The following is a 23181-nucleotide window of genomic DNA, read 5'->3' as shown; positions in this document are numbered from 1 at the left end:
GCGCTGCAGTGGTACCCGTACCTTTCGCCAGCGTCGGGTTGGGCAAGAGAAGGTTATGCCGCAAGCCCTTTGGAGGCGCACTCTTCCACGCGACGGCTGCACGTGCGAGCGAACCGGCTCGCGGACCTGCTCGCCGGCTCTCGAGCGGCCCGGATCGCCGCTCGGCCACATTTTCTGGTGAAACCTTCTGCTACGTGGTCTGGCTCACAAAAATGTCGTGATTTGGGTCACGAATGCGGTGTGCCGCCCTTGTCCGGGAGCCCCTCGTAGATTGCGCGCTGACCTGCGTCTTAGCTCTTTCACAGGCGGCCGTAATGATCCTGTTATCTGCCGTCCTTCCGCGTCGAGTGGATATGACTTCTGGGTGAACGCTTTGTAGCGTCCTCGACGGCTCCTCACCGGAGCAAACAATTCCAAAACCACGAACCTGCGCGTGAGTGGGGCCGCGGACGGCGTGATCGCCCAGCGGACGTCGGGCTGAAGTCCGGCGGAGCATGTCGAGCTCCCCATGTCGCACCTGACCGAGACGGTGCGGCCCAGCTCCTTCTGCCTGTGCTTCAGGCGGCGCGCCCGCATGTCGGGCGTCGACGGCGCGCGCTCGGCGAAAGGACACAAGTTTGAAGAACATCCGCAAGACGTTTGGGCTGGCCATCTTTGCCGGGGGGCTCGCTGTGGCTCCGATGGCGCTGGGCGTCGGCACCGCGAACGCGGACAGTGGCGTCAACTGGGACGCCGTCGCGGCGTGCGAGTCCGGCGGCAACTGGTCGATCAGCACCGGTAACGGCTACTACGGCGGCCTGCAGTTCACCATGAGCACGTGGCGGTCCAACGGCGGCTCGGGTTCGCCGCACAACGCCTCGCGCGAAGAGCAGATCCGCGTGGCCGAGAACGTCCTACAGAGTCAGGGCATCGGCGCATGGCCGGCCTGCGGTGGGCGCGGCTGACGCACTGCAGCAAGGGGCGGCACCTGCTGGTGCCGCCCCTTCTCTCATCTGTCTCTTACGCCAGATAAGTAACGGTTAAAACTTTGGCAACACTGGTAACGCGTGATGTCCATCACCCGACACCCCGGATAGCCGCATCGGAAGTCTCAGTCCTTCGACCGCGGTCCTTGGTTGTCGAACGGTCGGGGAAGGACCGCAACATGATGGACATCCGTAAAGCTCTCACCCGAGGTATCTGGCTCGCCGTCATCGGCGCCGCGCTCGCGCTGGCCCCGATGTTCTGCTCGTCGGCCACGGCGAGCGCCGACTCGGTCGACTGGGACGCCGTCGCGCAGTGCGAGTCGGGCGGCAACTGGTCCACGAACACCGGCAACGGGCACTTCGGCGGACTGCAGTTCAAGCCGGCCACCTGGGCGTCCCACGGTGGCCGTGGCAATCCGGCCAGCGCGTCGCGCGGCGAGCAGATCCAGGTCGCCGAGCGGGTGCTCGCCACCCAGGGACTCAAGGCCTGGCCGAAGTGCGGGCCGCGCGGCGTCGCCGCCAGCGCCGCGGTGTGGAACAACCCCGGTGCCCCCCGGGTCGCCGCTCCGGCCACCGCGCCGCGTCCCGCCACCGGTTGCGCCGCGGTGCGCTCTGGCAGGGTCCTGGGCATCGTCGACCTCAAGGCGCTGTGCTCGACGGTGCTCAGCCCGCTGGGCGGCCTGGCTGCGCAGCGCTGAACTCGTTTCCCTGCGGATCGAGCATGGTGCCGTCCGGTAGCCGCACCGCACCGGCGGCCAGCAGATCGTCCGCCGGGGCGCTCAGCGACCACCAATCGGGCAGGTGATCGGCGAGCGGACCCGCGCATCGACCCGCAGGGGCGGAAGCGTGGCGGTCATCCGGGCAGCACAAAGGCGGAGCGGGCGGCGACCGATGCCAGGTGCCATGCCACGACAGGCTCGGGAATCAGTACGGTCGCTCTGCTCGCCAGGGCGCTCATGGCGGCCGGGCGCACATTGACGACGCGTCCGATCAACTTCGACTCCCAGACGAGTGCCCGCACCCGGGCACGGCGGAAACCTGCGAACCGGCTGAAGGCGGTCGGGAAGTCGGTCCGGGCGTCCGTGGCGGCCGCCACGAACTGTGCCAGGACGGCTGCGTCCTCGAGACCCTGACAGCCACCCTGACCCAGATGCGGCCGCATGGGATGTGCGGCGTCGCCCACCAGCGTCACCGGACCTCGCGACCAGATGCGCAGCTGATCGCGGTCGTAGAGATCGTTGCGTAGCACGTCGGCTGCTGCTGTGGCCGCCAGCAGCGACGGAATCGGCTCAGCCCAGTCGCGGTACTTTCCCCGCAGATACTCCAGCTCGCCCCCCGGGGTCGCCCCGCCCTCGGCCGTGCGTTCGGTGGCGAACCAGTACGTGTGGTCGGATCCCAGTGGGACGTGGCCCACCTCGGTGCCGGCACCGAGTGTCTGGCCGGCGAGTTCAGGATCGAGGCGGTGCCTCGAGATGCCCCGCCACGCGGTGTACCCGGCGTAGCGGTGACGCAGAGGTCCGTTGAGGTGGCGGGCAACCATCGAGCCGACGCCGTCGGCGCCGATCACCGCGGTCGCCTCGTGCACCGCCCCGTCCGACAGCGTGACCCGCATCCCGCCGGGTGCCGATTCGATTCCGCGCGCGGCGACCCCGCGCCGCACGGTGCCGGGCGTCAGGGCGTCGGCGAGGATGCCGGTCAGGTCGGCGCGGCGGGTCACCACCAGGGGTTCACCCAGCGCGCGCACCATCCGGTCTGCCGACGGCCGGCGCAGCCACGCACCGTCGCGCCACCGCAGGGCGCCCGCGGTGACGCGGCCGCCGGAGCCGCGCACCGCGTCGCCGAGGCCGAGCACGTCGAGTGCGGCCAGCGCATTGGGCCAGATGCTGATACCCGCACCCGCGGAGGTGTCCGCCTTCTCTTCGAGGACCGCGACCGGGTAGCCGATCCGTTGCAACGCGACCGCGGTGGCCAGACCGGCGATGCCCGCGCCGACGATGAGGATCCGCTGCGACATCGCACGAACTTAACCCGCACCGGTGTGCTACCTACTTGAAGTCATGCCCGACAATGCTCCCTCGCCCAATGCCGCCGAGTCCGCTCCCTCGCCTTTCGCGGATCTCGACGCCTACCTCGCGCTGCCGCGGGTGTCCGGGCTCGCGGTCGCTCCCGACGGGACGCGGGTGGTGACCACGATCAGTGAGCTCGATGACAAGTGCACCGCCTTCGTCACCGCGATCTGGGAGCTCGACCCCGACGGGATTCGCCCCGCCCGCCGCCTTACCCGCGGCCCGAAAGGGGAGCGCGCACCGGTCTTCACCCCGGGCGGTGATCTGCTGTTCCTGGCGTCACGCCCCAGCGGAGACTGCACCGAACACGGCGACTCGCCACCCGCGGCGCTGTGGCGACTGCCCGCGCAGGGCGGAGAGGCGGTCGAGGAGTGCGCCCCGCCCGGCGGTGTGGCATCCGTGCACTGCGCGCGGGCGGCGGGAGTCACGGTGGTGAGCGCGCCGATGCTGACCTCGGCGACCGACCTCGGCGACGACAAGAGGTTGCGTGCGCTGCGCAAGGACAACAGGGTCTCCGCCATCCTGCACAGCGGCTATCCGGTGCGCTCATGGGATCACGACCTGGGGCCGGATCAGCCGCACCTGCTCGACGCCGCCGACGGCCGTGATCTGACATCCCAGCCCGGCGACGGTCTGCGCGGCGCGGGCGTCGACCTCAGCGACGACGGCCGATTCCTGGTCACCTCGTGGAAGAACCCGTCCGCCGGGGCTGTGCTGCGTGACACCCTGGTGCGCGTCGAGGTGGACACCGGTGAGCGCATCATGGTCGCCGACGACCCCGGGGCCGACTTGGGGAATCCGGCGGTCTCCCCGGACGGCAGTGCGGTGGCGTTCACCCGCGAGACCATCTCCACGCCGCTGCAGGCTCCGTGCACCACGCTGTGCTGCGTGCGGTTCGGGGAGGCAGCACGGGAAATCACCGCCCACTGGGACCGCTGGCCCACCTCGGTCACCTGGAGCCGCGACGGCAAGATGCTGGTCCTCACCGCCGACGACAACGGCCGCGGGCCGATCTTCCTGGTCGACCCGGATAGCGGCGCCGTCACGAAGCTGACCGACGACGACTACACCTACACCGACGTGACGCCCGCACCCGGTGGCGTGCTCTATGCGATCCGGCACAACTACGCCGCGCCGCCGCATCCGGTGCGCATCGACCCCGACGGCGCGGTCACCGTGCTGCCCACCGTGGAGGCGCCACCGCTGCCGGGAACGCTCACCGAGGTGACCGCGGCCGCCCCCGACGGTGTCGCCGTGCGGTCGTGGCTGGCGCTGCCCGACGGCGCCGACGAAAGCCATCCGGTGCCGCTGCTGCTCTGGGTGCACGGTGGGCCGCTCGCCAGTTGGAACGGCTGGCACTGGCGGTGGAATCCGTGGCTGATGGTGGCGCAGGGGTACGCCGTACTGCTGCCCGACCCCGCGCTGTCCACCGGCTACGGCCAGCACTTCGTCCAGCGCGGCTGGGGTGCCTGGGGTGAGGCGCCCTACACCGACCTGATGGCCGCCACCGACGCGGCGATCGCCGACCCACGCATCGACGACGCCCGTACCGCGGCGATGGGCGGGTCGTTCGGCGGATACATGGCGAACTGGATCGCCGGGCACACCGACCGATTCGACGCCATCGTCACTCACGCCAGCCTGTGGGCGCTCGACCAGTTCGGCGCCACCACCGACGGCGCCTACTGGTGGGCCCGCGAGATGACACCCGAGATGGCCGAACGCAATTCGCCGCACCTCTTCGTCGAGAACATCGCCACGCCGATGCTCGTCGTCCACGGCGACAAGGACTACCGCGTGCCGATCGGCGAAGCGCTGCGGCTCTGGTACGAGTTGCTCACCAGGTCGCGCCTACCCGCCGACGACGCGGGTGCCGCACCGCACCGGTTCCTCTACTTCCCCTCGGAGAACCACTGGGTGCTGGCGCCCCAGCACGCCAAGCTCTGGTACCAGGTGGTCTTCGCGTTCCTGGCCAGGCAGGTGCTCGGGCGAGACGTCGAGTTGCCGGAACTGCTCGGGTAGCGTCGCCACCATGAGTCCCGCAGAGCAGCGTGAATTCGACATCGTCGTCTACGGAGCCACCGGATTCGTCGGGAAACTCACCGCCGACTACCTGGCGCGGCACGGCGGGGAAGCCAGGATCGCGCTGGCCGGACGGTCGCCGGACAAACTGCTCAAGGTCCGCGAATCGCTGGGCGACAAGGCGGCCGGCTGGGAGCTCATCACCGCCGACGCCTCACAGCCGTCGACCCTCAACGCGCTGGCCGCCCGCACCCGTGTCGTCCTCACCACGGTAGGGCCGTACACCAAGTACGGGCTGCCGCTGGTCGCCGCGTGCGCCGCTGCCGGCACCGATTACGCCGATCTGACCGGCGAGACGATGTTCATCCGCGACAGCATCGACCACTACCACAAGCAGGCCGTCGACACCGGCGCGCGCATCGTCCACGCCTGCGGGTTCGATTCCATTCCTTCGGATCTCACCGTCTACGTGTTGCACCGAAAGGTGTCCGAGGACGGCGAGGGGGAGCTCGGCGACACCACCATGGTGGTGCGCAGCGTCGCAGGCGGCGCCTCCGGTGGCACGCTGGCCTCAGCCATGGAAATCCTGAACGCCGCCTCGGCGGATCCCGAGGTGCGGCGGCAGATGACCGACCCCTACACCCTGTCGCCCGACCGCCGGGCCGAACCCGAACTCGGCGCGCAGCCCGATATGCGCTGGCGGCGCGGTGCGGAGATCGCGCCCGAACTGTCCGGGTACTGGACGGCGGCGTTCGCGATGGCGGGCCCGAACACCCGCGTCGTCAGGCGCAGCAACGCACTGCTGGGCTACGCCTACGGGCGTAGGTTCGAATACTCCGAGGTGATGAGCACCGGGCGAACCCCAGTCGCACCCGCGATCGCCGCGCTGATCACCGCGGGCAGCACCGCCGTCATGGGCCTGGGTATGCGCTACTTCCACCGGCTGCCCCGCAGGCTCGTCGACCGGGTCCTGCCAGCGCCCGGCACCGGGCCCAGCGAGCAGACCCGCGAACGCGGGCACTACACCGTCGAGACCTACACCACGACCACCACGGGGGCGCGTTACCTCGCGCGGATGTCCCAGCGTGGTGACCCGGGTTACAAGGCCACGTCGGTGTTGCTCGGCGAGTGCGGTTTGGCGCTGGCACTAGACCGGGAAAAGCTCTCGGACCTGCGCGGTGTGCTCACCCCCGCGGCGGCGATGGGCGACGCACTACTGGCGCGGTTGCCCGGTGCCGGTGTGTCCCTGGAGACTTCCCGGTTGGCGTGACGGGCGCCGTTCCCACGGTGGGACCCGGACGGTAGGCAGTGTCGTCGCTCCCTAGAATCAACGGGTGACCGCCACCCCTGACGCCCACGCCGAAGCCCTGCCCACATCCTGGGAGCCGGGGGCGGTCGAGGCGGACATCTACCAGGGCTGGGTGGATGCGGGGTACTTCACCGCCGATCCGGCGAGTGACAAGCCCGCGTACTCGATCGTGCTGCCGCCGCCGAACGTGACCGGCAGCCTGCACATGGGCCACGCGCTCGACCACACGCTCATGGACGCGCTCACCCGGCGCAAGCGGATGCAGGGCTTCGAGGTGCTGTGGCTGCCCGGCATGGACCACGCCGGCATCGCCACCCAGACGCTGGTGGAGAAGCAACTCTCGGTCGACGGCAAGACCAAAGAGGACTTCGGTCGGGAGCTGTTCATCGACAAGGTGTGGGAATGGAAGCGGGAGTCCGGCGGCACCATCGGCGCGCAGATGCGCAGGCTCGGCGACGGGGTCGACTGGAGCCGTGACCGGTTCACGATGGACGACGGCCTGTCCCGCGCGGTACGGACGATCTTCAAGAAGCTCTACGACGCCGGATTGATCTACCAGGCCGAACGCCTGGTCAACTGGTCGCCCGTGCTCCAGACGGCGATCAGCGACCTCGAGGTCAAGTACGAAGACGTCGAGGGTGAGTTGGTGTCGTTCCGCTACGGCTCGCTCTCGGACGACGAACCGCACATCACCGTCGCCACCACCCGCGTGGAAACCATGCTCGGCGACACCGCGATCGCCGTCCATCCCGACGACGACCGCTATCGCCACCTGGTGGGCACCTCGCTGCCGCACCCGTTTCTGGATCGTCGCATCGGCATTGTGGCCGACACCCACGTCGACCCCGAATTCGGGACCGGGGCAGTGAAAGTGACGCCCGCCCACGACCCCAACGACTTCGAGATCGGATTGCGGCATTCGCTGCCGATGCCCTCGATCATGGACACCAGGGGCCGGATCGCCGGCACGGGGACGCAGTTCGACGGGATGGACCGGTTCGAGGCGCGCGTCAAGGTCCGTGAGGCACTGGCCGAGCAGGGTCGCATCGTCGCCGAGAAGCGACCCTATCTGCACAGCGTCGGACACTCCGAACGCAGTGGTGAGCCCATCGAGCCGCGGCTGTCACTGCAGTGGTGGGTCAAGGTGGAGGCGCTGGCGAAAGCGGCCGGCGACGCTGTGCGCAACGGCGACACCGAAATCCACCCGCCGAGCCTGGAGCCGCGCTGGTTCGCCTGGGTGGACAACATGCACGACTGGTGCATCTCCCGGCAGCTGTGGTGGGGCCACCGGATCCCGATCTGGCATGGCCCCGACGGGGAAACCGTCTGCGTGGGGCCGGACGAGACGCCGCCGGCCGGCTGGGAACAGGACCCCGACGTGCTCGACACCTGGTTCTCCTCGGCGCTGTGGCCGTTCTCGACCATGGGCTGGCCCGACCGCACGCCGGAGTTGGAGAAGTTCTACCCGACGACGGTGTTGGTCACCGGCTACGACATCCTGTTTTTCTGGGTGGCGCGGATGATGATGTTCGGCACCTTCGTCGCCGACGACCCGGCGATCACGCTCGACGGCCAACGCACGGCGAACGTGCCGTTCGAGCACGTCTTCCTGCACGGGTTGATCCGCGACGAACACGGCCGCAAGATGAGCAAGTCGCGCGGCAACGGCATCGACCCGCTCGACTGGGTGGAGGCGTTCGGCGCCGACGCGCTGCGTTTCACCCTGGCCCGCGGCGCCAGCCCCGGCGGCGACCTGGCGATCGGCGAGGACCATGCGCGCGCATCGCGGAACTTCGCCACGAAACTCTTCAACGCCACGCGCTTCGCGTTGATGAACGGCGCCGCGCCGGCGCCGCTGCCGGACATCGCTGAACTCACCGACGCCGACCGTTGGATCCTCGGCCGGCTCGAAGAGGTGCGCGCCGAGGTCGACACCGCCTTCGACGCCTACGAGTTCAGCCGGGCGTGCGAATCGCTGTATCACTTCGCCTGGGACGAGTTCTGCGACTGGTACGTCGAGCTCGCGAAAGTCCAACTCGGCGAATGCCTTCCGCATACCACCGCGGTGCTGGCCGCCGTGCTGGACACCCTGCTCAAGCTGCTGCACCCGGTGATGCCGTTCGTCACCGAGGTGCTGTGGAAGACGCTGAGCGCGCGGGCTGCGGCGAGCGGAGCGACGCGAAAGGCGGAGTCGCTGGTCGTCGCCGACTGGCCGGAGGCCTCCGGTATCGCTCTCGACGAGACTGCGGCCCAACATATCTCCGACATCCAGAAGTTGGTGACCGAGGTGCGCCGGTTCCGCAGCGATCAGGGGCTGGCCGACCGGCAGCGGGTTCCGGCCAGATTGTCCGATATCGGCGCGGCGGGTTTGGACCACCACGTTCCCGCGGTCCGCGCACTGGCCTGGCTGACCGAGGCGGGTGACGGCTTCACCCCGTCGGCGTCGGTGGAGGTGCGGTTGTCGGCGGGGACCGTCGTGGTGGAGGTGGACACCTCCGGCACCGTCGACGTCGCCGCCGAACGCCGCCGGCTCGAGAAGGACCTCGCCGCCGCGGAGAAGGAACTGAAGGGGACGGCCGCGAAACTTGGCAACGACGCCTTCCTCGCCAAGGCGCCCGCGGAGGTGGTCGACAAGATCCGCGCCCGTGAGCAGGTGGCGCGCGAGGAGGTCGACCGCATCAACGCCCGCCTGGCCGGACTGCCGTCCCGATGAGTCGGCCACAACCGAGCCCCGACGAGATCGCGGCGCTGCTGCAGGTGGAGCATCTGCTCGACGCCCGCTGGCCGGAGACCAAGATCGAGCCCAGCACGGCGCGGATCAATGCGCTGCTCGAGATGCTCGGCTCACCGCAATCCGGGTATCCGTCGATCCACATCACGGGCACCAACGGCAAGACCTCGGTGGCCCGGATCATCGACGCGCTGCTGATCGCGCTGAGTCGGCGCACCGGTCGGACCACCAGCCCGCACCTGCAGTCGGCGGTCGAGCGAATCGCCATCGACGGTGAACCGATATCGCCGGCCCGCTACGTCGAGGTCTACCGCGAGGTGGAACCGTTCGTGCACATGGTCGACCAGCAGTCCGAGGCGGCGGGGGGACCGCCGATGAGCAAGTTCGAGGTGATCACGGCGATGGCCTTTGCCGCGTTCGCCGACGCACCCGTCGACGTCGCGGTCGTGGAGGTCGGTATGGGTGGCCGGTGGGATGCGACCAACGTAGTCAATGCGCCGGTCGCGGTGATCACGCCGATCGGCATCGACCACGCCGACTACCTCGGGGACACGGTGTCCGAGATCGCGGGGGAGAAGGCCGGCATCATCACCCGCCAACCGGACGACTTGATCCCGACCGACACCGTCGCGGTGATCGGTCGCCAGGCGGCCGAGGCCATGGAGGTGCTCCTGGCGCAAGCAGTCCGCGCGGACGCCGCGGTCGCCCGCGAGGACTCCGAATTCGCCGTGCTGTCCCGCCAGGTGGCCGTCGGCGGTCAGCTCCTCGAACTGCAGGGCCTCGGCGGTGTGTATTCGGAGATCTTCCTGCCGCTGCACGGTGAACACCAGGCGCACAACGCGGTACTGGCCCTTGCCGCGGTCGAGGCGTTCTTCGGTGCGGGTGCAGACCGCCAACTCGACATCGACGCGGTACGGGCCGGGTTCGCGGCCGTTGCCAGTCCCGGCCGGCTGGAGCGCCTGCGCAGCGCGCCGACGGTGTTCATCGACGCCGCCCACAATCCCGCGGGTGCGGCCGCGCTGGCCGATGCCCTGCAGACCGAGTTCGACTTCCGTTTCCTCGTCGCGGTGGTGTCGGTGATGGGGGACAAGGACGTCGACGGGATACTCGCGGCGCTGGAACCGGCGTTCGACCAGATCGTCGTCACGCACAACGGCTCGCCGCGCGCCCTCGACGTCGAGGCGCTCGCGTTGCGCGCCCAGGAGCGCTTCGGACCCGAACGGGTGATCCCGGCCGCTACGCTGCCGGACGCCATCGAGACCGCGACGGCGGTGGTCGAGGACTCCGGCGGCGGGAGCGAAGGACTCTCCGGCGCCGGCATGGTCATCACCGGTTCGGTGGTGACCGCCGGGGCCGCGCGCACCCTGTTCGGTCGGGATCCGCAGTGAGCGAGCAACCCGTGCCGCAGCGGCCCGACCCGTGGCGCAGCTTGCGCGGCGTGATGGCAGGCACGCTGATCTTGGAAGCCGTCGTGGTGCTACTGGCGCTGCCGGTCGTCTCCACGTCCCACGGTGGCCTGACCACCACCAGCGGAGGCTTCCTCATCTGCTTTGCCGTCGTGCTGATTCTGCTGTGTGGAGTCCAGGGTCGACCCTGGGCGCTGTGGGTGGATCTCGCACTGCAGGTGGTGCTCATCGCCGGGTTTCTGGTCCACGCCGCGATCGGCTTCATCGGCGTGGTGTTCGCGGCGGTCTGGGGTCTCATCGTCTACCTACGGGCCGAGGTCAGGCGACGTGAGAAGCGTGGTTTGCTGCCTGGTCAGCGGAGAAGCGAGGACTGACCGGACCCTGTGCTGCAGTAGTCTGTGCGCCGTGACTGAGCGGACTCTGGTGTTGATCAAGCCCGACGGCGTGCAACGACGCCTGGTTGGGGAAATCCTCGGCCGGATCGAGCGGAAGGGTCTGACCATCGCCGCTCTCGAGCTGAAGACGGTCAGCGATGAGGTGGCCCGGCGCCACTACGCCGAGCACGAAGAAAAGCCGTTCTTCGGCTCGCTGCTGGAATTCATCACCTCTGGACCCGTGGTCGCTGCGATCGTGGAGGGCCCGCGCGCGATCGCCGCGTTCCGTCAGATCGCCGGCGGCACCGATCCCGTGGAGAAGGCCACCCCCGGCACCATCCGCGGTGACCTGGCCCTGATCACCCAGGACAACCTGGTGCACGGCTCCGACTCCCCGGACTCCGCGGTTCGCGAGATCGAACTCTGGTTCCCCGGCCGCTGACCCGGTTCGCGGAGCCTGGTCGGTCGGTGCCGTGACGTGTGGGATACTGGTCGCGGGTAGCCGGACGTCAACCAGAGTTCGTCGCCCGAATGAAGACTTCGACGTGCGCGACCATCGTGAACGCGGTGTGGCGCCGACCGTCCAGCCGTCATTCAGCCAGGCACTGAGTTGGTTCTGACCTGGGGCCGCTCGGCGCGAGACCACAACAAGCCCGGGGGAAGTCCTACCGGGTACAACATTGGAAGCCCTCGCGTGGCCGCGTCGACACGACGCGCCCGGGGGCTTGAGGAGAATACGTGGCCGACAGTGAAAATACTCAAGCCCAAGACTCGCCGGACTCTTCAGAAGAGGCTTCGCCTCGCGAAAGACTTCCCGAACGCCTGAGGGTGCATTCCCTGGCCCGGGTGCTGGGCACCACCAGCAGGCGGGTCCTCGACGCGCTGGCCGAACTTGACGGCCGCGCCCGCAGCGCGCACTCGACCGTCGACCAGACCGAGGCCGAGAAGGTCCGCGAAGTTCTCGCCGGCGGCGACGGGGACGCACCCGCACCCGGCCAAGAGCCGGAGTCGCGGCTGATCCTCGAGACGGCCACTGTCGAGCGAGCGGACTACCTGCCGCTGTTCGTCGCGCCGCAACCGGTGCGGTTCGAGCCCGCCGACGAGGACGACGACGAGGACGACGACACCGCGTCGGCCGACAGCGACGACGACGAGGAGGACCCGTCGGAGCGGCCCGCCGCACGCCGCCGACGGCGGGGACGCCGCGGCCGGGGACGCGGCCGGGGCGAGCAGAGCGACGACAACGGCGACGTAGACGCCGAGGGCGGCGAGACCAAGACCGACAGTGGGGCCTACTCCGACTCCGATCAGGACACCGGGGAGGACTCCGACGAGGACGGCGATGAGGACGCCTCGGGCGGCGACGGCAGTTCACGCCGGCGCCGGCGCCGGCGCCGGCGCAAGTCCGGGTCTCCAGACGACTCCGACAACGGCTCACCGGACGACCCGCCGAACACCGTCGTGCACGAACGTCCCCCGCGTGAGCGGGGCGGCAAGTCCGGCGACGGCGACGACAACGAGATTCAGGGCATCAGCGGCTCGACGCGCCTGGAGGCCAAGCGGCAGCGCCGCCGCGACGGCCGCGACGCCGGACGGCGTCGTCCGCCGATCCTGTCCGAAGCCGAATTCCTGGCCCGCCGCGAAGCCGTCGAACGCGTCATGGTGGTCCGCGACAAGGTGCGGACCGAACCTCCCCACGAGGGCGCGCGCTACACCCAGATCGCCGTGCTGGAGGACGGCGTCGTCGTCGAACACTTCGTGACGTCGCCGGCGTCCGCGTCGCTCGTCGGCAACATCTACCTGGGCATCGTGCAGAACGTGCTGCCGTCGATGGAGGCGGCGTTCGTCGACATCGGTCGCGGCCGCAACGGCGTGCTCTACGCCGGTGAGGTGAACTGGGAGGCCGCCGGCCTCGGTGGACAGAACCGCAAGATCGAGCAGGCCCTCAAACCCGGCGACTACGTCGTGGTGCAGGTCAGCAAGGACCCGGTCGGCCACAAGGGTGCCCGCTTGACCACGCAGGTGTCGCTGGCCGGGCGGTACCTGGTCTACGTGCCGGGCGCGTCGTCGACCGGCATCAGCCGCAAGCTGCCCGACACCGAGCGGCAACGGCTCAAGGAGATCCTGCGCGCAGTGGTCCCCGCCGACGCCGGCGTGATCATCCGCACTGCGTCGGAGGGCGTCAAGGAAGACGACATCCGCTCCGACGTCAACCGTCTGCAGGAGCGATGGACGCAGATCGAGACCAAGGCCGCCGAGATCACCGCGAAGAAGGCCGGCGCCGCCGTCGCGCTCTACGAAGAGCCCGACGTGCTGGTGAAGGTGATCCGCGACCTGTTCAACGAGGACTTCTCCGGACTCATCGTCTCGGGTGACGAGGCCTGGAACACCATCAACTCCTACGTCGAGTCCGTGGCACCTGACCTGATGCCACGACTGACCAAGTACGAACCGGCCGGCAACTCCAACGGCGGCGACGGCCCCGACGTGTTCGCCGTGCACCGCATCGACGAGCAACTCGCCAAGGCCATGGACCGCAAGGTGTGGCTGCCGTCCGGCGGAACCCTCATCATCGACCGCACCGAGGCGATGACCGTGGTCGACGTCAACACCGGCAAGTTCACCGGGTCCGGCGGCAACCTCGAGCAGACCGTCACCCGCAACAACCTCGAGGCGGCCGAGGAGATCGTGCGGCAGTTGCGGCTGCGCGACATCGGCGGCATCGTCGTCATCGACTTCATCGACATGGTGCTCGAGTCGAACCGCGATCTCGTGTTGCGCCGGCTGACCGAGGCGCTGGCCCGCGACCGCACCCGCCACCAGGTGTCCGAAGTGACGTCGCTGGGTCTGGTTCAGCTGACGCGTAAGCGGCTCGGCACCGGGCTCATCGAGGCGTTCTCCACGCCGTGTCCGCACTGCGCGGGTCGCGGAATCGTGCTGCACGGCGACCCGATCGACAACGTGTCCGGCAACGGGGGCGGCAAGTCCGAACCCGGAATGGGGAGGCGCAGCAAGCGCGGCAAGAAGGGCGGCAAGCCCGAGGAGGTGCCGGTCGCCGTGCCGGTGATCAAGGTGCCGCCGCACCCCGCCGGTGAACACCCGATGTTCAAGGCGATGGCCGCCGCCAACGGCGGTCACGACGAGTCCGAAGACGAGTCCACCGATGACACCCCGGCCCGCGAGGACGACACCGCGGAGAAGGTTCATGACGCCGTCGCCGAAGAACTCGACGACGAGGAGTTCGCGGACTCCGACGACGAAGACTCCGACGACGAGGACTCCGACGACGAGGACCCCGACGACGAGGACTCCGACCAGATCGACCTCGACAACGACGACGACGAAGAGGACGACGACATCGACGACATCGACGTCCTCGACGACGACGAAGAAGACTCCGACGAGGACTCCCGGGATCCCGAGGATAACGACGAGGACGAGGACGATGGCGAGGACGATGACGAGGACGAGGACGATGACGAGGACGAAGCCGAGGTGATCGTGGTCGCGGCCCGGCGCCCGCGGCGACGCGCCGCGGCACGTCCGGCGGGTCCACCCAGCAGCGAGTAGCCGGTTTGACCCTTTAGCCGCTGGTCACGTACCCTTGACCAGTTGCCGCCAGGCTGACTGCCGGCGGCGGCGGGATCGGATCGACGCCCGCACCCAGACCCGCGCACGCAGCCCAAGGGCAACGCAGTACGCGCACCGGCTACGGAAGAGGACTAGGACACGATGGCGAGCTACGCAATCGTCAAGACCGGCGGCAAGCAGTACAAGGTCGCCGTTGGTGATGTGGTCAAGGTCGAGAAGCTCGACTCCGAGCCGGGCGCGTCGGTGTCGCTGCCGGTCGCCCTGGTGGTCGACGGCGCAGACGTCACCACCAAGGCCGAGGATCTGGCCAAGGTGGCGGTTACCGGCGAGGTGCTCGAGCACACCAAAGGCCCCAAGATCCGGATCCACAAGTTCAAGAACAAGACCGGCTACCACAAGCGTCAGGGTCACCGTCAGCAGCTGACGGTCCTGAAGGTCACCGGCATCAAGTAAGCGGAGGCGAAGACATGGCACACAAGAAGGGCGCGTCCAGCTCGCGCAACGGTCGTGATTCGGCCGCCCAGCGGCTCGGTGTGAAGCGCTTCGGCGGCCAGGTCGTCAAGGCCGGCGAGATCATCGTGCGCCAGCGTGGCACCCACTTCCACCCGGGGGTGAACGTCGGTCGTGGCGGCGACGACACACTGTTCGCCACCGCACCCGGCTCTGTCGAATTCGGCAGCCGTCGCGGTCGTCAGACCGTCAACATCGTCCCGGTCGCCCGACCGGAGGTTTGATTCCGGCGCCGAGATCGACGTTTGCGCGCCGGCTTCTCGCAAGTTAGCGCCCATATGTTCGTTTCGGCGAAGGAGTGATCAATTATGCCTCGCTTTGTCGACCGCGTCGTCGTCCACGCGCGGGCCGGCAACGGCGGTAACGGCTGTGCGTCCGTGCACCGCGAGAAGTTCAAACCGCTCGGCGGTCCGGACGGCGGTAACGGTGGTCGCGGCGGAAGCATCGTGCTGGTCGTCGATCCGCAGGTGCACACGCTGCTCGACTTCCACTTCCATCCGCATGTCGCGGCCCCGTCTGGCAAGCAAGGCGCGGGCAGCAACCGTGACGGCGCGGCCGGCGCCGACCTGGAGCTCAGGGTGCCCGACGGCACCGTAGTCCTCGACGAGGAAGGCCGTGTGCTGGCCGATCTCGTCGGTGTGGGCACCCGGTTCGAAGCTGCGGCGGGCGGTCGCGGCGGCCTCGGTAATGCGGCGCTGGCCTCTCGCTTCCGCAGGGCGCCCGGATTCGCGCTGCTCGGCGAGAAAGGTGAGGTGCGAGAGCTCACGCTGGAGCTGAAGACGGTCGCCGACGTCGCGCTGATCGGCTTCCCGTCCGCGGGCAAATCCTCTCTGGTCTCGACGATCTCGGCGGCCAAGCCGAAGATCGCCGATTATCCCTTCACCACCCTGGTGCCCAACCTCGGGGTGGTGTCGGCGGGTGACCACACCTTCACGGTCGCCGACGTTCCCGGCCTGATCCCCGGTGCTTCCGAAGGGCGCGGGCTCGGCCTCGAATTCCTGCGTCACATCGAACGCTGCGCCGTGCTGGTACACGTCGTCGACTGCGCGACCATGGAACCCGGCCGCGACCCGGTCTCCGACATCGAGGCGCTCGAAGCCGAATTGGCGGCTTATCGTCCGACTCTTCAGGGTGATTCGGCGCTCGGTGACCTCGCCGAACGCCCCCGCGCGGTGGTGCTCAACAAGATCGACGTCCCCGATGCCAGGGAACTGGCGGAGCTCGTCCACGACGAGGTCTCGGAGCGGTTCGGCTGGCCGGTGTTCGAGGTCTCCACCGTGGCGCGCGAAGGTCTGCGGGGGCTCATCTTCGCTTTGTGGGACATGGTCCGCACCTACCGCGCGGCCCAACCTCCGGTCGTCCCGCGCCGCCCGGTCATCAGGCCCATCCCCGTCGACGAGACCGGGTTTTCGGTGCAGCCCGACGGAGAGGGCGGCTTCGTCGTGCGCGGCACCCGGCCCGAACGCTGGATCACCCAGACCGATTTCGACAACGACGAGGCGGTCGGTTACCTCGGCGACCGGTTGGCCCGCCTCGGCGTCGAAGAGGAGCTGTTGCGGCTCGGCGCGCGTCCCGGCTGTGCGGTGACGATCGGCGACATGACGTTCGACTGGGAGCCGCAGACTCCCGCCGGGGTGGACGTGCAGATGTCCGGCCGCGGCACCGACACCCGCCTCGAGCAGACCGACCGCGTGTCGGCCGCCGACCGCAAGATCGCCCGGCGGGAGCGTCGGCAGTCCACCGACGAACCCGGCGGGGAGGAATGACCGAAGCCGCCAGTAGGACCTCGGCGCACCGCGAAGCGATCCGCACCGCGCGCAGCGTCGTCGTCAAGATCGGCACCACCGCGCTGACCACACCGACCGGGGTGTTCGACGCCAACCGGCTGGCCACGCTGGTCGAGGCAATCGAGAGCCGCATGCGGACCGGATCCGACGTCGTCATCGTGTCCTCGGGCGCTATCGCCGCGGGTATAGAACCGTTGCGGCTGTCGAAGCGGCCGACGGATCTGGCCACCAAACAGGCCGCGGCCAGCGTCGGGCAGGTTGCGCTGATCAACTCGTGGAGCAGCTCTTTCGCTAGGTACCAGCGCACCGTCGGACAGGTGTTGCTCACCGCCCACGACATCTCGATGCGCGTGCAGCACACCAACGCCGCCCGCACCCTCGACCGGCTGCGGGCGCTGCACGCCGTGGCGATCGTCAACGAGAACGACACGGTGGCGACCAACGAGATCCGCTTCGGTGACAACGACCGGCTCTCGGCCCTGGTGGCGCATCTGGTGGGGGCCGATGCACTCGTACTGCTCTCCGACATCGACGGCCTCTACGACGGCGATCCGCGGAAAGCGGGGCCGGAGAACCCAGCGCGGTTCATCGCCGAGGTGAACGGATCCGGCGACCTCGACGGTGTGGTGGCCGGGCGAGGCAGCAGCCTGGGCACCGGCGGCATGGCGTCGAAGCTGTCGTCAGCGCTGCTGGCGGCCGATGCAGGCGTGCCGGTGCTGCTTGCCGCGGCCGCCGATGCCGCCACCGCGCTGTCCGATGCGTCGGTCGGCACGGTGTTCGCCCCTCGCGCGGAGCGGATGTCGTCGCGGCGGTTCTGGGTGCGGTACGCCGCCGAATCCACCGGTGCGTTGACCCTCGACCAGGGCGCCGTCGACGCGGTTGTGAGACACCGGCGTTCGCTGCTGCCGGCAGGTATCACCGCGGTGTCCGGGCGGTTCTACGGCGGCGACGTCGTCGAGTTGCGCGCGCCGGACGCGACCATGGTCGCCCGCGGCGTCGTCGCCTACGACGCGACCGAACTGGCCACCATGCTCGGCCGCTCGACGTCGGAGCTACCCGCCGACATGCGCAGACCCGCGGTCCACGCCGACGACCTCGTCGCGGTGTGACTCATGCGGGGTCATAGGCGAAGGTGACCTTGACCACGCCGTGGTCGCCCGTGCCGGTGTCGCGGTGGTTGTCGAAGTTGAGATGGTCATTGTTGATGGCCAGCCCGTCGAAGAGCCAGATCCGCTTGCGGCTGTTGTCGTAGAATTGCTCGCTGACCAGGACGTGGTCGAGTGATTCCCGAAGACCCTGGTAAATGTGGGTGTAATAGACGTCGCGGGTGTCCCGGTATTCCTGAAGGGTCTGAGCCGTGTACAGCCCGACGTCGCTACCGCCTGCCGACTCACCGACGAGATAGCGCGGTTGTTCGGTAAGAATGTTGGCCGTGTTGCTCGTGTGTCCGTCGTTGATGTCGCCGAGCACGATGACCGGCGTCTGGCTGCCCCGCATCACGTCGGTCAGCAACACCCGCAATGCGACGGCCTCGGCGGTTCGCCGGATCGTGGATATTCCTGCGCCGAGCGCCTTTTGGTGGGGCTTGTACAGATCCGGGTTCCGGTCGAACCACGCTTCGTCCGACATCTGGGTGGGCAGCTTCGATTTGAAGTGGGCGACAAAGACTTGGGTGCAAGGTTGGTCGTCCCGCAGCCGGACGGCGAAGCGTAGGACCGGGCGTGAGAATGCATTGATCGCCACTTTCACCTCGGGTGCCTGCGCATCGTTCGGGTCGGATCCGAGTTCTAGTCGCACCCCCTTGGGGAACTTGTCCACCCACTCGGGTTCGCCGTCGAGAAGACCCTTGCGGACCAGGGCGCCGCAGACGATCCTGCGGCCGGTGGCGGGCTCGGCCAGAACGTCGTACTCCTCTTCGAGCCGCTTGTTCACCGAAAGCACCGCGTCCAGCGCCCGCTTGCTCCACAACTCCTGCAGGCCGACGACGTCGGCGTCGAGCGTCGTCAACTGCCACGCGGTCCACTTGATCTTGACGTCGAATTCGGCGTCGCTCCAGGTCTGCCCCCGATGCATCGGCTTGCCGGCGTCCTGCAGGTTGTAGAGATTGAACGTCGCGACGCTGAAGGCTTTGCGTGCCATCCGACGATCGTGCCGGTCGAAGGTGAACCAGGGACGACGCGGCAATGTCCGTCCAGTCGCGACTGGTTATTTCGTCCGGGTCCGCAGGACGCGGGCGACGAGTCGCTTGAGCCGTTCGGCCCGGCGGCGAGCGGTGTCCAGCGCGTCGTCGTCGGCGGGACGCACCGCAACGCCGTGTGCCGCGGCCGTCGCGGTGAGGGCCGTGCGCACCGCGGGATCGGCGAGCAGCACGGTGGCCAGCATTCCCGGGGACAGCATCCGCTCGCCGAGCAACCCGCGGTAGTGCACCTCCGCGGGGATCGCCACGGCCAACGCACCGCGGAACACACCGTCAGCGGTCGCGACGATCACCGTGAGCACCGCCTGGGATGCGGCGCCGAGCGCCAGACCGCGGAACGGAAACCAGGGCAGCGGCAGTTTGTCGATCTGCTTGTCGAGCGCACCGGACAGCAGGTACCCGGCCAGCTTGTGCGTCTCGATCTCCTTGACGTCCGACCACTGCACACCGTCACCGTCGAACTCCACCTCCTCACCGCTGATGGCCAGCCCGCCGAAGTGGTTCAGCAGCCGCAGCACCTCACGAAGCGGTTCGGGAGCCGGTATCAGCCGGGCCAGCGTGTCTCCCACGCCGACCGCCCACCGTCCGTCGATCGCAGCGGGTGCGGGCCTCACACCGAATACCGAAAGCACCCCGCCATCTAATGCGATCTACGCCGAGAAGGCGAGCGCGGGCAGCTCGTCGGAAAGCAACGCCAGCATCGGCGAGCATCCGTTGTCGAGTTTCACCGTCGCGAGGTCGTCACCGCGGGTGCGACCCCGGTTGACGATGGCGACCGGCATTCCCCGCGCGGCGGCATGCCGAACGAACCGGTAGCCGGAGAACACGGTCAACGACGAGCCGGCCACCAACAGCGCCTCGGCACCGTCGACCACCGCGAAGGCCTGTTCGACACGGGGTTTCGGCACGCTCTCACCGAAGTACACGATGTCGGGTTTGAGCATGCCGCCGCAGACCGGACAGTCGACGATGCGGAAGCTGTCCGTGTCATCGATCATCGCGTCGGCGTCCGGGGCGACGGCGATGCCGCCGACCGCTTCGGCGCGCTCGAGGAATCCGGGGTTGGCCGCCTCGAGCAGCTCGGCCAGCGTCGCGCGCGACATCGCACGACCGCAGTCGAGGCAGGTCACCCGCGCGTAGGTGCCGTGCAGGTCGACGACGTTGCGACTGCCTGCCTTGGTGTGCAGGAGGTCGACGTTCTGGGTGATCAGCCCGGTGACGACCCCGGCGCGTTCCAAGGCGGCCAGCGCGCGGTGACCGGCATTGGGCAGGGTGGCCGCCATGTGCCGCCAGCCGACGTGGGTGCGCGCCCAGTACCGCCGGCGCAACGTCGGGTCCGACGTGAACTGCCGGATGGTCATCGGGTTGCTCGGGGGCGAGTCGGGTCCGCGGTAGTCGGGGATGCCCGAGTCGGTCGATATACCGGCCCCGGTGAGCACCACGACGCGGCGGCCGGCCAGCAGCGCGACCAGTTCCGGTGATTCCACCTCATCGAGACTACGACGACGTAGAGCGGGCACCGACGACGTACAGCGGGCACCGGTGGTCAGTGCAGGCAGTCGGCCGCGGCGATGAGTTCGGCGCTCATGTTCTGCTCCATCATCCGCAGTGCCGCCTCGCCCAGTTCGGCGTCGATGTGGGCGACGGCATCGCCGGGTATCACAACCGGGAAGTGCCGGACGTAGGCGTCGAGCGCGGTGTAGAGGATGCACTGTTCGGTCACCTGCCCGGTCAGCACCACGCGCGTCGGTTCCAGCTGGGTGAGCAGGTAGGCCAGCGACGTGGCGTAGAACGCGCTGTGGCGCACCTTGGTCATCACTCGGCAACCCTGTTGTGGCACAACGGGTTTGACAAGGTCAGGACGCTCGCCGTCGAGCGCCGAGCGCACGATGTCGCTGAACTCCGCGCTGAAGTCGCCGTAGTTGTCGTTGACGTAGATGAGGTCGACATCGTCGCGGGCGCGGGCATCGGTGACGAGTTTCGCCAGCGGGTCGATGATTCCCTCGACGTTCGGAGTGAGCTTCTCGGCGTCCTCGTGGTCGTAGGTGTTCATCATGTCGATGATCAGCACGGCGGTCGTGGTCATGTCACCTGCATACCCCGCGACGATTGCGGGCAACAATGTGGGCATGGATTTCTACTCGGCGTACCGGCACGGCTTCGCGCGCATCGCCGCATGCACGCATCACACCTTTCTCGCCGACCCCAAGGGCAACGCCGAGTCCGTCCTGCGGATGGCACGCGAGTGTCATGACGACAACGTGGCGCTGGCCGTCTTCCCGGAGCTGACGCTGACGGGTTACTCGATCGAGGACATCGTGCTACAGGACGCGTTGCTCGACGCCGTCGACGCCGCGCTGCAGGACGTCGTGACCGCGTCGGCGGACCTGCTGCCGGTGCTGGTCGTGGGCGCGCCGCTGCGCTACCGCCACCGGGTCTACAACACCGCGGTGGTGATCCACCGCGGGCAGCTCCTCGGCGTGGTGCCGAAGTCCTACATCCCCAACTATCGCGAGTTCTACGAGAAGCGTCAGATCGCCGCAGGCGACGACGAGCGCGGCGAGATCCGGCTGGCCGGGCAGGAGGTGCCGTTCGGACCCGATCTGCTGTTCGAGGCCGCCGACCTGCCCGGTTTCGTCCTGCACGTCGAGATCTGCGAGGACATGTGGGTGCCGGTGCCGCCCAGCGCCGAGGCGGCGCTGGCCGGTGCGACGGTGCTGGCCAACCTGTCGGGCAGCCCGATCACCATCGGCCGGTCCGACGACCGGTGTTTGCTCGCGCGGTCGGCGTCGTCGCGGTGTCTGGCCGCCTATGTGTACGCCGCGGCGGGGCAAGGGGAGTCGACGACCGACTTGTCCTGGGACGGGCAGACGATGATCTGGGAGAACGGTCTGTGCCTGGCGCAGTCGGAGCGGTTCCCGAAGGGAGAGCGCCGCTCGGTCGCCGACGTGGACCTCGAACTGCTGCGCAACGAGCGACTGCGGATGGGCACCTTCGACGACAACCGGCGCCATCAGATGATCGACGAGGATTCCTTCCGGCGCATCGAGTTCACGCTCGACCCACCGACCGGGGACATCGGTTTGTACCGAGAGGTGGAGCGGTTCCCGTTCGTACCCGCGGACCCCGCACGGCTGGAACAGGATTGCTACGAGGCCTACAACATCCAGGTCGCCGGGCTCGAGCAGCGGCTGCGCGCGCTCGATTACCCCAAGATCGTGCTCGGCCTGTCCGGCGGTCTCGACTCCACACACGCACTGATCGTGGCGGCGCGGGCGATGGACCGTGAGGAACGGCCGCGCAGCGACATTCTCGCGTTCACCCTGCCGGGTTTCGCCACCGGCGAGCGCACGAAGAACAACGCGACCCGGTTGGCCGAGGCGCTCGGTGTGACGTTCGAGACCATCGACATCAAGTCGACGGCCGAGTTGATGCTCAGCGAGATGGACCACCCCTTCTCCCGTGGTGAGGAGGTCTACGACGTCACATTCGAGAACGTGCAGGCCGGTCTGCGGACGGATTACCTTTTCCGCCTTGCCAATCAGCGCGGCGGTATTGTGCTGGGCACCGGAGACCTCTCCGAGCTGGCGCTGGGCTGGTCCACCTACGGGGTGGGCGATCAGATGTCGCACTACAACGTCAACGGGGGTGTGCCGAAGACGTTGATCCAGCACCTGATCCGCTGGGTGATCTCGTCGGAGCAGTTCGACGACACCGTCAACGACGTGCTGAAGTCGGTGCTCGACACCGAGATCAGCCCGGAGCTGGTGCCTGCCGGTGAGGACGAGGAGATCCAGAGCAGCGAAGGCAAGGTGGGCCCGTACGTGCTACAGGACTTCTCGCTGTTCCAGGTGCTGCGCTACGGGTTCCGCCCGTCGAAGGTGGCATTCCTGGCCTGGCACGCGTGGAGCGACGCCGAGCACGGGGACTGGCCCACCGGGTTCCCGGAGAGCAAGCGGCCCACCTACTCCCTGGAGGAGATCAGGCACTGGCTGCAGGTCTTCGCCGAGCGGTTCTACTCGTTCAGCCAGTTCAAGCGGTCGGCTCTGCCCAACGGCCCCAAGGTCTCTGCCGGGGGTTCACTGTCCCCGCGCGGCGACTGGCGGGCGCCGTCGGACATGTCGGCGCGGGTGTGGCTCGACGAGATCGAGAACTCCATCCCGAAGGGCTGACCGTCGACGCTGCGGTGCGGGCGCAGCGCACCATGTCAGGTCATCTGAGGG

Annotated in this window: 19 protein-coding genes; 14 read left to right on the top strand and 5 right to left on the bottom strand. The window is 68.5% G+C overall.

Features of this window, described 5'->3' with window-relative positions; translation table 11 throughout:
* Positions 1-617 precede the first annotated feature (617 nt).
* The gene (locus G6N07_RS12925) at positions 618-944 is read left to right on the top strand and encodes a transglycosylase family protein (protein ID WP_085189786.1); all 327 of its coding nucleotides are present in this window, start codon (positions 618-620) and stop codon (positions 942-944) included.
* Positions 945-1144: 200 nt separating this feature from the next.
* Positions 1145-1663, top strand: coding sequence for a transglycosylase family protein (locus tag G6N07_RS12920; protein ID WP_085189962.1), 519 nt, complete (start codon positions 1145-1147; stop codon positions 1661-1663).
* A 155-nt stretch (positions 1664-1818) separates the two neighbouring features.
* Here the strand turns inward: G6N07_RS12920 and G6N07_RS12915 are convergent, their stop codons facing one another.
* The gene (locus G6N07_RS12915) at positions 1819-2979 is read right to left on the bottom strand and encodes an FAD-dependent monooxygenase (protein ID WP_085189788.1); all 1161 of its coding nucleotides are present in this window, start codon (positions 2977-2979) and stop codon (positions 1819-1821) included.
* Between the two features lie 43 nt (positions 2980-3022).
* On the opposite strand from G6N07_RS12915, the gene G6N07_RS12910 reads away from it, so the two are divergent.
* From G6N07_RS12910 to proB, 11 genes are all read left to right on the top strand, one after another.
* Positions 3023-5053 carry an alpha/beta hydrolase family protein gene (locus G6N07_RS12910; protein WP_085189790.1) on the top strand — a complete coding sequence of 677 codons (2031 nt, stop codon included), beginning with the start codon at positions 3023-3025 and terminating at the stop codon, positions 5051-5053.
* Positions 5054-5063: 10 nt separating this feature from the next.
* Positions 5064-6323: a saccharopine dehydrogenase family protein gene (locus tag G6N07_RS12905; RefSeq protein ID WP_085189792.1), complete on the top strand. Its 1260-nt coding sequence runs from the start codon at positions 5064-5066 to the stop codon at positions 6321-6323.
* A 64-nt stretch (positions 6324-6387) separates the two neighbouring features.
* Positions 6388-9075: a valine--tRNA ligase gene (locus G6N07_RS12900; protein ID WP_085189794.1), complete on the top strand. Its 2688-nt coding sequence runs from the start codon at positions 6388-6390 to the stop codon at positions 9073-9075.
* Positions 9072-10481 carry a bifunctional tetrahydrofolate synthase/dihydrofolate synthase gene (gene folC, locus G6N07_RS12895; protein ID WP_085189796.1) on the top strand — a complete coding sequence of 470 codons (1410 nt, stop codon included), beginning with the start codon at positions 9072-9074 and terminating at the stop codon, positions 10479-10481. Before G6N07_RS12900 ends, folC begins: the two co-directional genes overlap by 4 nt.
* Entirely contained in the window at positions 10478-10873 is a 396-nt protein-coding gene (locus G6N07_RS12890) for a DUF4233 domain-containing protein (protein WP_085189798.1), read from the top strand. Before folC ends, G6N07_RS12890 begins: the two co-directional genes overlap by 4 nt.
* 31 nt (positions 10874-10904) lie before the next feature.
* The gene (gene ndk / locus G6N07_RS12885) at positions 10905-11315 is read left to right on the top strand and encodes a nucleoside-diphosphate kinase (protein ID WP_085189800.1); all 411 of its coding nucleotides are present in this window, start codon (positions 10905-10907) and stop codon (positions 11313-11315) included.
* Positions 11316-11611: 296 nt separating this feature from the next.
* The gene (locus tag G6N07_RS12880) at positions 11612-14443 is read left to right on the top strand and encodes a ribonuclease E (protein WP_085189802.1); all 2832 of its coding nucleotides are present in this window, start codon (positions 11612-11614) and stop codon (positions 14441-14443) included.
* A 162-nt stretch (positions 14444-14605) separates the two neighbouring features.
* On the top strand, positions 14606-14917 hold the full coding sequence (rplU, locus tag G6N07_RS12875) for a 50S ribosomal protein L21 (RefSeq protein ID WP_059092184.1): 312 nt from the start codon (positions 14606-14608) through the stop codon (positions 14915-14917).
* A 14-nt stretch (positions 14918-14931) separates the two neighbouring features.
* Entirely contained in the window at positions 14932-15198 is a 267-nt protein-coding gene (gene rpmA, locus G6N07_RS12870; protein ID WP_085189804.1) for a 50S ribosomal protein L27, read from the top strand.
* 84 nt (positions 15199-15282) lie between these two features.
* The gene (gene obgE / locus G6N07_RS12865; RefSeq protein ID WP_085189806.1) at positions 15283-16740 is read left to right on the top strand and encodes a GTPase ObgE; all 1458 of its coding nucleotides are present in this window, start codon (positions 15283-15285) and stop codon (positions 16738-16740) included.
* Positions 16737-17870, top strand: coding sequence for a glutamate 5-kinase (gene proB / locus G6N07_RS12860; RefSeq protein ID WP_085189808.1), 1134 nt, complete (start codon positions 16737-16739; stop codon positions 17868-17870). The genes obgE and proB overlap by 4 nt, the downstream gene beginning before the upstream one ends.
* A 1-nt stretch (position 17871) precedes the next feature.
* On the opposite strand, the gene G6N07_RS12855 is transcribed toward proB, so the two are convergent.
* The 4 genes from G6N07_RS12855 to G6N07_RS12840 all read right to left on the bottom strand — a co-directional run bounded on the left by G6N07_RS12855 (position 17872) and on the right by G6N07_RS12840 (position 21044).
* The gene (locus G6N07_RS12855; protein WP_085189810.1) at positions 17872-18900 is read right to left on the bottom strand and encodes an endonuclease/exonuclease/phosphatase family protein; all 1029 of its coding nucleotides are present in this window, start codon (positions 18898-18900) and stop codon (positions 17872-17874) included.
* 66 nt (positions 18901-18966) lie between these two features.
* Positions 18967-19572 (bottom strand): hypothetical protein, encoded by a 606-nt coding sequence (locus G6N07_RS12850; RefSeq protein ID WP_235849671.1) that lies wholly within the window; start codon positions 19570-19572, stop codon positions 18967-18969.
* Between the two features lie 36 nt (positions 19573-19608).
* Complete coding sequence (locus G6N07_RS12845) at positions 19609-20445, bottom strand: NAD-dependent protein deacetylase (protein ID WP_085189814.1); 837 nt, start codon at positions 20443-20445, stop codon at positions 19609-19611.
* Between the two features lie 59 nt (positions 20446-20504).
* Complete coding sequence (locus G6N07_RS12840; RefSeq protein ID WP_085189816.1) at positions 20505-21044, bottom strand: cysteine hydrolase family protein; 540 nt, start codon at positions 21042-21044, stop codon at positions 20505-20507.
* A 43-nt stretch (positions 21045-21087) separates the two neighbouring features.
* On the opposite strand from G6N07_RS12840, the gene G6N07_RS12835 reads away from it, so the two are divergent.
* Complete coding sequence (locus G6N07_RS12835; RefSeq protein WP_085189964.1) at positions 21088-23130, top strand: NAD(+) synthase; 2043 nt, start codon at positions 21088-21090, stop codon at positions 23128-23130.
* Positions 23131-23181: the final 51 nt, after the last annotated feature.

Origin of the sequence: Mycolicibacterium doricum (assembly GCF_010728155.1) — a bacterium.
Taxonomy (GTDB): Bacteria; Actinomycetota; Actinomycetes; order Mycobacteriales; family Mycobacteriaceae; genus Mycobacterium; species Mycobacterium doricum.
This window is presented reverse-complemented; position numbering and strand designations above follow the sequence as displayed.